Source organism: Actinomycetospora sp. CA-053990, assembly GCF_050948445.1.
Lineage (GTDB): Bacteria > Actinomycetota > Actinomycetes > Mycobacteriales > Pseudonocardiaceae > Actinomycetospora > Actinomycetospora callitridis.
On sequence record NZ_CP192043.1, the window covers coordinates 5,253,143 to 5,267,329 of the forward strand.

The window sequence follows — 14,187 nt, forward strand, 5'->3', positions numbered from 1 at the left end:
CTGGTGTGCAACGTCCCGAACACCCTGGTAGGAAGCAAGGGCCGAAACGCCATCGGCACTGCTGCCATTCGGGGGGATTGCATGCGGGGGTTATTCGTCGATCAATCGGGCTGACATCCACGCGCCGCGTGGGAGGTCACACGGTCCGGACAACGACAAACGGGCGTCGCACCGATGCTGCGACGCCGACACCAGAGACGCGATGATCGGGAAGACCTGCAGCCTGGACCCCGCTGCACCGTTCATCTCCGAACGATCTTCCTGAGCGTCCCGAACAAGCGCACCGGCACGTCCTGAGAACGGGACGCCCTGCGTTTTCTCGGTGTGTGCGCTCGCGTCTCGATCGATGATCTGGGGGGTCGTCACATGTGTGGAATCGTTGCTTTTCGCGGCCTCGAGCCGGCGCTGCCGGCACTGCTCGACGGTCTCGCGAAGATGGAGTACCGGGGATACGACTCGGTCGGGATCGCGCTCAATCCCGGGGACGGGCGGACGCTCGCCGTGCACCGCACGAGCGGCCGCATCCCGGCACTGACCGCGCTCGTCCCGCCCGGCGAACGCAGCACCGCGGGGGTGGGGCACACCCGCTGGGCCACGCACGGCGCGCCCACGGCGGTCAACGCCCACCCGCACGTCGACTGCTCGGGCTCGGTGGCGGTGGTGCACAACGGCACCCTGGACAACGTCTCCGAGCTGCAGGCCGAGCTGGTCGCGGCCGGCCACGTGCTCACCACCGAGGTGGACACCGAGCTGATCGCCCACCTCGTCGAGCAGTTCCTGCCGCAACCGCCCTTCCTCGCCGGCAGCGTCGCGGCCCCGTCGGCGGACGACGTGGTGCGGGCCGTCGAGCAGGCCACCGCTCGCCTGCGCGGGAGCTGGGCGCTCGGGGTCACCGTCCGCGGACTCGACGCGGTCGTCCTGACCCGCCACCGCAGTCCGCTGCTCGTCGGCGACGCCGAGCGGTTCGCGATGGCGTCGTCGGACCTGCTGGGGTTCGCCGTCGGGACCCACACGGTGCGGGAGCTCGACGACGGCGACGTGGTCGTCCTCGGGACGGAGCAGGCCTGGTACCACCGCGGGCAGGCCCTCGCCACGCCCCGGGCCGGCCGCCCGGCCGCTCCCGTCGAGCCCCTGGCCGACATGGGGGACGCGGAGGACTTCACCGCCAAGGAGATCGACGACCAGCCGGCAGCCGCCGCCCGCCTCGTCGACAGCCTCTCGGGGAGGCTCGCCGGTGGGCTCCTGCTCCGGGAGCTCGGGGTCCCGGCGCGCACCCGGCTCCGCCTCGTCGCGTGCGGCAGCTCGTCGTACGCCGCGCACGTCACCGCCGGGGTGCTCGGATCGGTCGCGCGCATCCCGGCGTACGTCGTCGTCGCCAGCGAACCCCCGCCTCCCGTCGAGGACCCGGACGTCCTCACCGTGGCGTTCTCGCAGTCCGGCGAGACGGCGGACGTCCTCACAGCCCTCGAGCACTGGACCGACCCCGTGCTCGCCGTCACCAACAACCCGCGGTCCACGCTCGCGCGCCGGGCGGACTCGGTGCTCGACCTCGCGTGCGGTCCCGAACGCGGGGTCGCGGCCACGAAGTCGTTCACCAACCAGGTCCTCGCCGGCGCAGCGCTGGCCGTGGCGCTGGGGGCCGCGCTCGGGCGGCTGTCGGCGGAGGACGTCGCGGGGCTCGAGGCCCAGCTCCGGGCCGCACCGGAGCACATGGACGCGACGCACCGGCTCGCGGCGCCGGCGGTCGAGCGGCTCACCCACGACCTCGCCGACGAACCCGCCTTCATCTACGTCTCGCGAGGCACCGGGGTGCCCTACGCCCTCGAGGGCGCGCTCAAGCTCAAGGAGCTCGCGTACCGCTGGGTCGAGGCCCTGCCCGCGGGCGAGCTCAAGCACGGGCCCCTGGCGCTGATCCAGGAGGGGACCCCGGTGATCGCGGTGCAGGCCCGTCCGCACGATCGCCTGGCGGTCAACACGCGGGAGATGACCACCCGTGGCGCCCGCCTGATCACCGTCGGCCCCGGTGAGGACGCCGACCTCCCGGTGAACGCCCCCGCGGTCGAACCTCCGTGGGGACCGCTCGAGTCCGTCGTCGCGCTCCAGCACTTCGCGCGCGGGCTCACCCGTCTCCTGGGCTACGACGTCGACCGGCCCCGGAACCTCGCCAAGTCGGTGACCGTCGAATGACGGCGGTCCTGAGCGGGAAGCGGTGGTCCCTGGTGGTGGGCGGGGTGGTGCTGGCGGCCGCCCTCGTGGCCGCGGTCGTGACGTCGTCCGGTCCGACGGCCGCCGCGCCGTGGAGTCCCGCGCCGTGGAGTCCAGCACCGCGCCAGGTCGCGCCGTACGTGGACGTCACCGGGGCGCTCCCCGCCGACCCGGGTTCCCTCGTGGGGCCGAGCGGCCCGGGCGACGCCGTCCTCGCTTTCGTCCTCGCGAACGACGGGGAGTGCACGCCCTCCTGGGGCGGCACCATCCCGCTCGACGACCCGGCCGTCGCCGGGGTCGTCAACGGCCTGAGGGCCCGGGGCGGCGCCCTGACCCTCGCCTCGGGCGGGGCGCAGGGGCCCTACCTGGAGACCGCGTGCCCCGACGCCGCGGCCCTCGCGGCGGCGTACGCCTCGGCGCTCGACGCCGTCGGCACGAACCGCCTGGACGTCGACGTCGAGGGCGACATCCCGGAGGCGACCGTGGCCGCGGCCCTCGCCGACCTGCAGCGCAGCCGGGGCACCGAGGTCACGCTCACGGTGCAGGTGGAGGACCAGGTCACCGGGATCACCCCCGAGGGCATGGCGATCGTCCGGGCGGGTCAGGAGGCCGGCCTGGAGGCGCGGGTGAACGTCATGCTCATGAACTTCTCGCCGGAGGGGTCCTGGCTCTCGGCGATGACCGGGGCGCTCGACGTCGCCCTCGGTCAGGTCGGCGCCCTCGAGCCGGGGAGCGACCCGGCCGACGTGGCCGGGCGGTTCGGCGCCACGGTCATGATCGGCCGGAACGACATGGACATGACCACGACGCTCGACGACGCCGCCGCGATCCGCGACCACGCCGAGACACGGGGGCTCGGCTTCCTCGGCTTCTGGTCCGCGGCGCGGGACAACGGGGGCTGCCCCGGCGCGCCGGAGGCGCGCAGCGACTGCAGCGGCGTCGCGCAGGCGCCCCACGCGTACACCGAGACGCTCGGCGGTTTCCGGGCGTGATTTCCAATGTCCATCGATGGGGGAACCACCATGACTGAGTTGATCGACCGGATGACCGAGACGGACGCGCGCCCGGAGCTCGCGGAGTCACAGAACCCGGTGTTCACGGAATCGCAGAACCCGCTCATCCCCGTCGCAGCGGAGCCGCACCCGGTCTTCGTCGACCTCACCGGACGTCGGCGACGGGGCATGCGTGCGATCGGCTTCCTCGCCGCCACCGCGTGCACCGCCTACGTCGCCGCCGTCGGGATGACCTTGTCGGCGGAGCGGACCGGCGTCGGCTCGGACACCGTCCTGGAGATGATCACCGACGCGCCCGGCGACGTCTTCGAGCAGCTCCGCGACGGCGCCGCGTCGCTCCTCGACCTGTGGCCGGACGCGGTCCCGGCGTCCGGGCCCGTCCTGGTGGCGCTGCCGGCGACCCCCGCGTTCCCGGCGGCGATCCCGGGCGGGACGGCGGCCCTGGTGATCCCGCCGGCGGCCTCGGTCACCGCTCCCGCCGCGTCGCTCATCGCCCCCGTCCCCGGGACGCTCGCCCCGCCGGCGGCCGCGGCCGTCGCAGAGCCCGGCGCGTCCCCCGCCGCGCCGGTGACGCCCCCGGCGGCCGGCGAGGTCGTCCCCGCCCCGACCGCCCCGGCGACCGGCGCCCCCACCCAGCCCGACCCTGGCCCCGCGGCCCCCACCGACCCGGTGGGCGAGACCCCGGTGTCCCCGACCGACCCCGGCCCGATCACCCCCGTGCCCACCGACACGACGCCCACCGACCCGGGCGGCATCACCGACCCCGGCGGCATCACCGACCCCGGCGGCGTCATCGATCCTGGTGGCGTCGTCGACCCCGGTGGCGTCGTCGGCCCCGGCGGTGTCATCGACCCCGGCGGCGTCATCGACCCCGGTGGCGTCGTCGGCCCCGGCGGTGTCATCGACCCCGGAGGTCTCGTCGACCCCGGCGGCACGCCCGACCCCGACCCGGGGCCCACGGACTCGGGCCCCACGGACTCGGGCCCCACGGAGCCGAGCGGCTCCGGGAGCACCGGCGGGTCCAGCAGCGGCTCGGGCGGCGGCTCGGGTGCCGGCTCGACCACCGAGCCTTCGACCGGCAGCGGCTCCGGGTCCGGCAGCGGCTCCGGGTCCGGCAGCGGCTCCGAGACCGGCAGCGGCTCCGACAACACCGGCAGCAGCGGCTCCGACAACACCGGCGGCTCCGACAGCGGCAGCGGCAGCGAGCCCGAGGCGTCGGCCGGCGAGGGCTCCTCCGGATCGAACGACAGCGGTTCGAACGACAGCGGTTCGGACAACAGCGGGTCGAGCTCCGAGGAGCAGCCCGACACGGTGAGCACGGGCAGCGGTTCGTCGTGAGCCTTCGCTTCCCGCGTCGTCCGACGAGGCGGGGAGAGAGGCGGGGGGATCGGCGGCGCCTCCACCTGCCGCTCCCCCGTCTCGGCCTCTTCCTGGCGATCCCCGCGCTCATCACGTTCATCTGCCTGCTGATGGTCAACGGCATGGTGAACGGGCAGATCGAGAACGACGCCTTCCCGCACGCGCACGAGGGCTCGGACACGTCGACGCACGTCCCGGCGACGGTCTCCGAAGGCGGGCCCGTCATGGACGCGTCCTCGCCCACCCCGCACAGCGTCCACATCCCGGCGAACACCATCGTGCTGACGTTCGACGACGGCCCCGACCCCCGGTGGACACCGGCCGTCCTCGAGGTCCTGCGGCGGCACAACGTCCCGGCCACGTTCTTCGTGGTCGGCTCGGAGGCGGCCCGCTACCCGTGGCTGCTGCAGGACATCCGTACAGCCGGATCGGAGGTCGGTCTGCACACCTTCACCCATCCCGACCTGTCCACCTCGTCGTGGATGCGGGTCGACCGTGAGCTCACCGAGACGCAGCTCGTCGTCAACGGGGCGACCGGCGAGACGAGCTACCTGATCCGGCCGCCGTTCTCCTCGACGGCCGGCGCGGTGGACGACCTCGACCTCGCCTCGTTCCAGCTCACCGAGTCGATGGGCTACACGACGGTGCTGTCCGACGTGGACAGCCGGGACTGGCAACGGCCGGGGGTCGACGCCATCGTCCAGAACAGCACCCCGGCTCCGGGCGTCGGCGGCGTGGTGCTCATGCACGACGCCGGTGGTGACCGCAGCCAGACGGTGGCCGCTCTGGACCGGCTCATCCCCACGCTGCAGCAGCAGGGGTTCCGGTTCACGACGCCGACGGTCGCGCTCGGCCTCCCGCCCAACAACCAGCCCGCACCCGTCGCGGACCGGGTGCTGGGGCAGACGGTCCTCGCGGCGGTGGGCGCCGCCGGTGCCGTCGTCCAGGGACTCACGTGGGCGCTGGTCGTCGTCGGGGTGCTGATCCTCCTCCGGCTCGCCCTGATGCTCGTCATCGCTGTCCGGCACAAGCATCGTCGGAATCGGCGCGACTTCTCGTGGGGCCCGCCCGTCACCGAGCCGGCGTCGGTGATCGTGCCCGCCTACAACGAGAGCGCGAACATCGCGTCGACGGTGCGGTCGCTCGTGGCCTCGACGCACCCGGTCGAGGTGATCGTGGTCGACGACGGGTCGACGGACGGGACTGCGGACATCGTCGAGGCACTCGGGCTCCCCGGGGTCCGCGTGCTGCGCCAGAGCAACGGCGGCAAGGCCTCCGCGCTCAACAACGGGATCGCGCACGCCCGCCACGAGCTCGTGGTGATGATCGACGGGGACACGATCTTCGCCCCCGACACCATCGCCCGCCTCGTCGAGCCGTTTGCGGACCCGACGGTCGGGGCGGTGGCCGGCAACGCAAAGGTCGCCTCCCGCCGGGGGCTCCTCGGGCGCTGGCAGCACATCGAGTACGTCATGGGGTTCAACGTCGACCGCCGCGTCTTCGACCTCGGGCACTGCATGCCGACGATCCCGGGCGCGGTCGGGGCGTTCCGGCGCGAGATCCTGCTCGACGTCAGCGGGGTCAGCGAGGACACGCTGGCCGAGGACACCGACCTGACCATGGCGATCTGCCGACGCGGCTGGTGGGTCGTCTACCAGGAGCACGCCCGGGCCTGGACCGAGGCGCCGGCGAGCCTGGGCCAGCTGTGGCGTCAGCGCTACCGCTGGAGCTACGGGACGATGCAGTCGATGTGGAAGCACCGCCACGCGGTGGTCGAGGGGGGTGCCGCCGGCCGGTTCGGGCGGCGGGGCCTCGCCCACCTCGCGATCTTCCAGGTGATGCTTCCGCTGCTCTCGCCGCTGATCGACATCTTCCTGATCTACGGACTGGTCTTCCTCGACCCGTGGACCACGCTCGCGCTCTGGGGCGCGGTGCTCGCCGTCCAGTTCGTCGCGGCGGTCATCGCCTTCCGTCTCGAGCGCGAGCCGATGGGGGTGCTGTGGGCGCTGCCGCTGCAGCAGATCGTCTACCGGCAGGTCATGTACGCCGTCCTCATCCGGTCGACGATCACCGCGCTGGCGGGCATCCGGCTGGGCTGGCAGAAGCTCCGCAGGCTCGGCGGGCTCGACACCCTCCTGGCGCGCAACGCCGCGGAGACCGAGCCGGCGCAGCAGGCGTCGCCCACCCCCGGATCGGTCGTCGAGGACCCGGAACCGTTGACCGAGAGGGCGGCCCTGCAGCGACGATGAACCGATGAACCGGCGCAGCTTCCTGGTCCTCAGTGGACTGGTGGGCGGCGGGCTGGTCGGCGGCGCGGCCCTCGCGGGGTGTCAGCAGCCCGGGCCAGCGGGGAGTGCCTCGGCGGGGGGTGCCCCGGCGGGTGATGCCTCGGCGGACATCCCCGGCGTCACCGACCTCGCCGACCCGGCCCGCCTCCGCACCGCGGAGGCCGTCACCAGCTCCTTCGAGAACTCCTCCACGACGCTGCCCTACGCGTCGGCCCAGGACATCGGCGACGGGCGGGGCATCACGGCGGGGCGGGCGGGCTTCACCAGCGGCACGCACGACCTGCTGCTGGTCGTACGGCGCTACGAGGAGTCGGCCGGCGGGGAACAGACGCCGTTGACCGGATACGTGCCGGCCCTGACCGCCATCGACGCCGCTGTGACCGCCGGAGGCGACGGGGGCGACACGACGGGTCTCGAGGGGTTCCCCGCCGCGTGGCGGCAGGCGTCGCAGACCGACCCCCGGCTCAACCGGGCCCAGGATGACGTCTACCGGCGGCTGTACTTCGAACCGGCCATGGCGCAGGCGCGCAGGATCGGCATGACCTCCGCCCTGGGGCAGCTGGTCCTCCTGGACTCGGCGGTCCAGCACGGCACCGGGACCGATCCGGACGGCCTGGTCACGATGATCGACGAGACCACCGAGGCCCACGGCGGCACGGAGCAGCCGGACCGGTCCGGGTGGCTGGCGGAGTTCCTGGAGGTGCGCCGCGCCCACCTGCTCGACCCGGCCGACGCGGAGACCGCCGAGGTCTGGCGGAGGTCGGTCCCGCGGGTGGACACCCTGGAGACGCTGCTCGAGGAGGAGCGCTTCGATCTGGCGACGCCCCTCGACTGGACATTCGCCGGCCAGGCCTTCCACTTCGCCGGATAGTTGTGGCACCGAACGGCACTGCTGGATGGTCCGCCCCCACGCGAGAATGGCCCCCCATCACGTGGGGGGAGCGTGCGCGTGACCGACCGACCGCCGACCGAGGTCGTCGGTCGCGCGCGCGAACGGGCACTGCTCGCCGCCGCGGCCGACCCGCGGCGCACCGACGGCACGGTCACCGTCCTCGCCGGCGAACCGGGCAGCGGGAAGTCGACGCTCCTCGACGAGGTCGTCGGGACGTCGTCGCGCCGGGTCCTGCGCACCGCGGGGGTCGAGAGCGAGGCGGTGCTCCCGTTCGCCGCGGTCGCCGACCTGCTGATGCCGCTCCTCGAGCACGTCGAGGGGCTCCCGGACGTCCAGCGCGAGGCGCTCGAGATCGCCCTCGCGCTGCGCGCCGGCACCGTCGGCAGCCCGCTCGCCGTGTGCGCGGCCGCGCTGGGCACCTTCGCCTCGGCCGCTGACGCCGAGCCGCTGCTGCTCGTCGTCGACGACTTCCCGTGGATCGACGCACCGTCCCAGCAGGTGCTGATGTTCGTGGCCCGGCGTCTCGGGCCCGAGCGGATCGCCCTGCTCCTGTCGGTGCGGTCCGAGGTGCCCGTCGACCCCGGGGTCTGGCGGCTGCCGACGATCGAGCTCGGTCCGCTGTCCCCCGACGAGAGCCGTGCACTGGTGGCGGCGCTGCCCGTGCGGGCGTCGCCCCGCGTGGTGGAGACGATCGTGGAGCGGTGCGCCGGCAATCCGCTCGCCGTCGTCGAGATCGCCCGCGCCGCCGGCCCCGATCTCCTCGTCCCCGACGACGCCGCGATGCCCGCCCTGCCCCCCGGCTCGGCGCTCGAGCGCACGTGGTCCGCGGCGATCGACGCCCTGCCGGAGGCGAGCCGGACCGCACTCGCGGTGCTCGCGCACAGCCGGACCCCGTGCCGCGTGCAGCTCGAGCCGGTGTTTCGCGACCTGGGCATCGGGGGCGAGGATCTGGCGCCCGCCGAGCGCCGCCGGCTCGCCCAGCGCGACGGCGAGGAGGTGTGCCTGCGCCACGGCCTGCTCCGCCCTCTGATCGCGGCGCGGACGTCGCAGGCCCTGCGGCGCCGGGTGCTGGACGGTCTCGCCCGGCACGCCCCACCGGACCTCGCCGTCTGGTACCTCGCCGAGGCGGGCGAGCCGCCGGACGACGAGCTCGCGCAGCGTCTCGCGGACGCGGCGCACACCGCCCGGCAGCGCGCCGGTCTGCTCGCCGCCGCCCGCACCTGGGCGCGCGCCGCGGACTTCACCGCCGACCCGGGACTGCGTGCCGAGCGCCTGCTCGCCGCCGCCTCCGATGCGTCGATGTCGGGGGGCGGGGCGGAGGCGGTCCGCTGGTGCGAGCGGGCACTGTCCGAGCGGGACGACGTCCGCTTCGCCGCCGACGTCGAGGTCGTCCGCACCCGGACGTTGAGCTGGCTGGACCCGGCGCGCGCGGTGGACCAGGCCCTCCGGACGGCGGACGCGGTCCTGCCGCACGACCCGCAACGCGCCGCGCGCCTCTACGGCGAGACGGTGATGCCCCTGACGATGATGGCGCGCCTGCGCGAGACCGAGACCGTGGCCGATCAGGCGCGGGCCCTCGACGTCGGCGACATCGTGACCCTCGCCGACCTGTGCCACACCTACGTCCTGGTGGGGCGGCGGGAGGAGGCGCACCCCCTGCTCGACGAGCTGCTCCGGCGCGCCGATGGGGCCGACCTGCTGTGGGACGCCCCGGCCCTCGCCACTGGCGCTCAGGCCGCCGTGTACCTCGAACGGTTCGACGAGGGCCGACGTCTCGTCGAGCCCGTGGCGACGACGGCCCGGCAGGCCGGGGCGCCGTTGGTCCTCGCGTACTCCCTCGCGGTGCGGGCCGAGGTCGACTGGTGGGCGGGTCGGTGGCCGAGCGCCTACGCGGACGTCACGGAGTGCGTCGCGTGGGCCGACGAGCTGGGGCAGGCGAGCAGCAAGGCCTTCGGCCTGTCCCTCCTGGCGCGGATCGAGGCCGTCCGCGGCGACGCCGAGTCCTGCCGGGCGCACGCCGACGAGGCGATGCGGCTCGCGGCGCCGCTCGGTGTCGAGAGCCTCCTCAGCTACGCGACGGGAGCCCTGGGCGCCGGCGCCCTCGCCGCGGGCGACGTCGCCGCCGCGACGGCCCACCTCGAGCGGGCGCGCCGCCAGTTCGACGAGCACGGCGCACGGTGCCTGCCCGCGGTCCCCTTCGCCGGCGACCTCGTCGACGCCACGGCTCGCGCCGGCGACCGGACGGCGGCCGAGGCCGCGGTGGCGTGGGTCGCCGCGAACGCCGAGCGCACCGGGTCGGCGTACGCGGAGGCGATCGCGGCGCGCGGCCGCGGGCTGCTCGCCGACGACCCCGACACCGCCGAGCGCTGGTTCGCCGCGGCCCAGCGGGCGCACGAGCGGTTCGCGGCCCCGTACGAGAAGGCCCGGACGACCCTCGCGCACGCCGAGATGCGCCGGCGGTGGCGACGTCCGGGGGCGGCGCGCCCGCTGCTGCTCGAGGCGGAGGCGGCGTTCGCCGGGCTGGGCGCGCACCCGTGGACCGAGCGGACCCGCAACGAGCTCGCGGCCACGGGGCACCGGGCGTCCGTCGAGGCCGCCGACGACACGGTCTCCCTCGAGATCCTGACCCCGCAGGAGTTCCAGATCGCCCGAGGCGTCGCCGAGGGCCTCAGCAACGTCGAGGTGTCCGCCGCCCTCTTCGTCTCCCGGAAGACGGTCGAGGCCCACCTGACCAGGGTCTATCGCAAGCTCGGCGTCCGCTCGCGCACCGAGCTGGCGGCGGAGTTCACGCGCCGTCGGGACACGGAGGGACCTCCCTAGTACCGCGCTCAACGATCACTCGACAGGATCAACCGCGAACACGAGGAGTACACGGAGGAGGGGTGGCGGTGAACGCGTCGACGAGCGAACGACCGGCGTTCACGGGCTTCCACCACTACGCCCCCCTCGTCCGCGACCTCGACGCCAGCGCGGCGTGGTACGAGCGCGTCCTCGGGCTGACCCACGCCGGGACGCGGTGCCCGGAGGACGAGGAGATCGACGGCGTGCTGCTGTCCGATCCCGACTCCGGGGTCGCGATCCGGCTGCAGCGCGCCGGCCAGGGGCGGCCGGCGTCGCACACCGCCTTCTCGGTGGCGTCGCGCTCGCAGCTCGACACCTGGGCGTGCTGGCTCGACGGGCTCGGGGTGACCCACGGCGGCGTCGTCGACGTCGACGAGCCGGCGCCCTACGCCTACCTCGTGTTCCACGATCCGGACGACGTCCCGCTGGTGCTGGTGCACGTGGCGGGGTGACGTCCAGCAGGGCCGCGGAGCGCGGTGCGCACGTTCGGGGGGACGTGTGGGGGGCTCGACGTCGGGGGGCGTCGTGGCACCGGGCTCCGTGTTCCCGGCTCCGGCGGCGAGAGGGGGCGCCGCCGGAGCCGGGCGGGCCGGGTATCCCGGCGGCATGACCGACTCGCTCACCCGGGACCTCGGCCCGGCGCTGCACCGCGTCGCCCGCGACGGCGTGGCCCACGAGCCCGGGGCGCTCTCCGAGGCGCTGCGCCGGGACGTCCTCGCCGAGCTCGACGCCGAGCGCTACGTCGCCCTGCCCGCGGTGGAAGGACCGCACCGCGTGCGCCAGCAGGGCGAGCACCTCGTCATGGTCGGCGACGAGATCACCACCCGTCCCGCCGTGCACGCCCTGCACCGGGCCGTGGTCGCGGCGACCGCTCCGCACGTGCCCGAGTGGCAGCCCGACGAGGTGACCGTCCAGCGCTACGCGCCCGGGAGCGCGGGCATCTCGACGCACCTCGACGGGCGACGCCACCGCTACCTCGTCGCGATCCTCACGCTCGAGGGGTCGGCGACGCTGCGCCACTGCACCGACCGCGAGGGCACCACCGCGGAGGCGTACGACGCGGACGCCGGCAGCCTCGTGCTGCTCCGTGGACCCGGACTGGGCGGGATCGAGGACGGTCGCCCGCTGCACGCGGTCGACGGCCCGCGGGAGCGACGCCGGACGTCGCTGACGCTCCGCGCGACCGCGCCGCGGGATGTCACATCCCGAGGCTGAGGTGCAGATCGATGCCCAGCAGCACGAGCGGCCACAGGAACAGCGCCAGGAGGAAGGACAGGAGCGAGGACAGATCGGTGATCCCGTAGCCGTTCGACAGGGCGACCACCACACCGATGATCAGATAGAGGATGGTCCCCAACGAGACGGTTCGGTTCCGACGCATCGCGCTCTCCTGTCCTCGGTGTGGGGCACAGCCAACACCGGTCGCGCTCCGTATCGGCGGAGGGTCTCGCGCGCTCGGGCCCGGTCCCGGAGTGGGTCGTTGCCGATACCGCACCCGAGCAGGGGATCGTTATCTTTTCGTGATGCTCGCCGGGGCTCGGGAGAGCCTTCGGTGGGCCGTCACTGTCGGGGGTCGGAGCTAGCGTTCTTTCCGTGAGTATCGTCCAGGATGTCCGGGTCGGCCTGGTGGCCGGGCTGGATGCTCTCGCGCCCGGCGCGGAGCTGGCCGCTGCTCTGGAGCGCCTGTCGCCGGCCGCGTTGACCGGTGAGGATCTGGCCGCCTATGTGCGGGGGCGGTGGCGGTTGCAGAACCGGGCGACCGCCGAGCTGCTCGAAGGCCTCCATCACCTGGGGCGCGCCCAGGCCGGTCGCACCGAGCGGCTGACGTCCTCGGACGAGTTCTCCGGCGACGAGGTCTCGGCCCTGCTGGGCTGGTCGCGCACCATGTCGAGCCGCAAGCTCGACCTGGCCGACGACCTCGCCGAGCGGCTGCCCGAGGTCGGCGACGCCCTGTATGCCGGGTGGCTCGACGAGCCGAAGGCCCGCACGGTCTGCGATCAGACCCGCGACCTGGGCGACGACCACGCGCACGAGGTGTGCCGGGTCGTGCTGCCCGAGGCGCCGGAGCTGCCGGTCGCCGCGTTGATCGAGCGGATCGAGCAGGTCGCGACGGCGTTGGATCCGGAGTGGGCGGAGCGGCGCCGGAAGCGGGCTGAGGCCCGGGCGCGGGTGATCCTGTCGGCGAACCCGTCGGGGACCGCGAACCTGTCGTTCTGCGACGCGCCCGCCCCCGACGGCATCGCCTCCCAAGCCCGTATCGACGCGCTCGCCGCCACGGTCCGCCATCTCGGGGTGCTGATCCCGATCAACCAGCTGCGCCTGCAGGTCGGGCTGCGGCTGCTCGACGGCTCCACCGCCGGCATGGACGACCACACCATCGCCCTGCTGCTCGCCGCCGAACACCACGCCCAGAACACCGCAGACGACCCCCACGACGGTCCCGATGACACCGGCGACGACGGCCTCGGGGATGACGGCCCGGACGAGGGGCCCGACGACAACGGCCCCGACGACAACGGCCCGTTCCGGTCCGGCGGTGCACCGCGCGCCACCGACGACCCCGGGCCGGCTGACGACGACCTCGTCTCGACCGTGCCCGCGCCGCGTTCACCGTCGGAGCAGGGCGTCCTCGACCTCCCCGCGACATCAGAGCTGCTCGGGCCGCTCGATGTGGTCGAACGTCGTCCCGGGCGCCTCCGGGAGGGCACCGTGGAGGTGCGGCTGCGGCTGAGCACCGCCCTCGGGCTCGACGAGCACCCCGGCAGCGTCCCCGGCTACGGGGCCGTCCTCGCCGACGACGCCCGCACCCTCGCCCTGCGCCACCGCGACGGCGAATGGCGCGTCGTGCTCACCGACGACCAGGGCCGCCTCCAGCACGTCCTGCTCGCCCGACACCGACCCCACCGACCACCCGGTCCCCGCGGCCGGCATCGGGCGCGGGGAGGCCGGGCCTCGATCGTCGAACTCCAGGTCCCGACGACGCTGCTGGCCGCCCTCGACCCCGACGACCACCCCGACCGGGCACCGCTGCTGCGGGAACTGCAGCAGCGCCTCGCCGACCTCGGGCGCCCCGGCGCGCCTCCGGACCGCCACGCCGGACCCGACGACCGGGCCAGGCGGCGTCCCGGCGCCGAGCTCGACCGCTGGATCCGGGTCCGCGACCGGCACTGCGTCGCGCCCTGGTGCCGGCGCCCCGCCCACAAGGCCGACCTCGACCACACCCTCGCCCACGCCTCGGGCGGGCCCACCTCCTCGTGGAACCTCGGCGCCTGGTGCACCCACGACCACCGCGCCAAACACCACGCCCCATGGACCGTCCGCCAACCCAGCCCCGGGCGCTTCGTCATCCGCACCCGCGCCGGCATCACCTACACCAGCCACCCCAAACCCATCACCGAGCCGCTCCCCGCGCCCCGTCCCGCCGCCGCGCCCCGGCCCCTGCCCGACGACGGCTGGACCGACGACACCCACGACGACATCGACCCCGACTGGTTCCGGAAACTCACCAACAAGCCCCGCCCCACGGCCACCACCCCGACCCGCAGCACCTACGACGACGAGCCACCGTTCTAGCGTGCCGAGGTCCGAT

At 74.5% G+C, this 14,187-nt stretch carries 10 protein-coding genes; 9 read left to right on the plus strand and 1 reads right to left on the minus strand.

What is annotated here, in order from left to right; translation table 11 throughout:
• Positions 1-366 precede the first annotated feature (366 nt).
• The 8 genes from glmS (at position 367) to ACQPYN_RS26910 (ending at position 11,813) form a co-directional block, all read left to right on the plus strand.
• Entirely contained in the window at positions 367-2,187 is a 1,821-nt protein-coding gene (glmS, locus tag ACQPYN_RS26875) for a glutamine--fructose-6-phosphate transaminase (isomerizing) (RefSeq protein ID WP_433029583.1), read from the plus strand.
• The gene (locus ACQPYN_RS26880) at positions 2,184-3,197 is read left to right on the plus strand and encodes a carbohydrate-binding protein CenC (RefSeq protein WP_433029585.1); all 1,014 of its coding nucleotides are present in this window, start codon (positions 2,184-2,186) and stop codon (positions 3,195-3,197) included. Before glmS ends, ACQPYN_RS26880 begins: the two co-directional genes overlap by 4 nt.
• Positions 3,198-3,227: 30 nt before the next feature.
• A complete protein-coding gene (locus tag ACQPYN_RS26885) occupies positions 3,228-4,556 on the plus strand; it encodes a hypothetical protein (RefSeq protein ID WP_433029587.1) in 1,329 nt (442 codons plus the stop codon).
• Positions 4,553-6,826, plus strand: a complete 2,274-nt coding sequence (locus tag ACQPYN_RS26890) for a bifunctional polysaccharide deacetylase/glycosyltransferase family 2 protein (protein ID WP_433029589.1) — start codon at positions 4,553-4,555, stop codon at positions 6,824-6,826. Before ACQPYN_RS26885 ends, ACQPYN_RS26890 begins: the two co-directional genes overlap by 4 nt.
• Positions 6,827-6,830: 4 nt before the next feature.
• Positions 6,831-7,736: a chitosanase gene (locus ACQPYN_RS26895; protein ID WP_433029591.1), complete on the plus strand. Its 906-nt coding sequence runs from the start codon at positions 6,831-6,833 to the stop codon at positions 7,734-7,736.
• A gap of 78 nt (positions 7,737-7,814) precedes the next feature.
• Positions 7,815-10,577 (plus strand): LuxR C-terminal-related transcriptional regulator, encoded by a 2,763-nt coding sequence (locus tag ACQPYN_RS26900; protein WP_433029593.1) that lies wholly within the window; start codon positions 7,815-7,817, stop codon positions 10,575-10,577.
• Between the two features lie 68 nt (positions 10,578-10,645).
• Positions 10,646-11,050, plus strand: coding sequence for a VOC family protein (locus tag ACQPYN_RS26905; RefSeq protein WP_433029595.1), 405 nt, complete (start codon positions 10,646-10,648; stop codon positions 11,048-11,050).
• A 154-nt stretch (positions 11,051-11,204) separates the two neighbouring features.
• Positions 11,205-11,813, plus strand: coding sequence for a hypothetical protein (locus tag ACQPYN_RS26910; protein WP_433029597.1), 609 nt, complete (start codon positions 11,205-11,207; stop codon positions 11,811-11,813).
• Here ACQPYN_RS26910 and ACQPYN_RS26915 read toward each other — a convergent pair.
• Positions 11,797-11,979 (minus strand): hypothetical protein, encoded by a 183-nt coding sequence (locus ACQPYN_RS26915; RefSeq protein WP_433029599.1) that lies wholly within the window; start codon positions 11,977-11,979, stop codon positions 11,797-11,799. The genes ACQPYN_RS26910 and ACQPYN_RS26915 overlap by 17 nt on opposite strands.
• 212 nt (positions 11,980-12,191) lie before the next feature.
• On the opposite strand from ACQPYN_RS26915, the gene ACQPYN_RS26920 reads away from it, so the two are divergent.
• Positions 12,192-14,171, plus strand: a complete 1,980-nt coding sequence (locus ACQPYN_RS26920) for a DUF222 domain-containing protein (protein WP_433029601.1) — start codon at positions 12,192-12,194, stop codon at positions 14,169-14,171.
• Positions 14,172-14,187 lie beyond the last annotated feature (16 nt).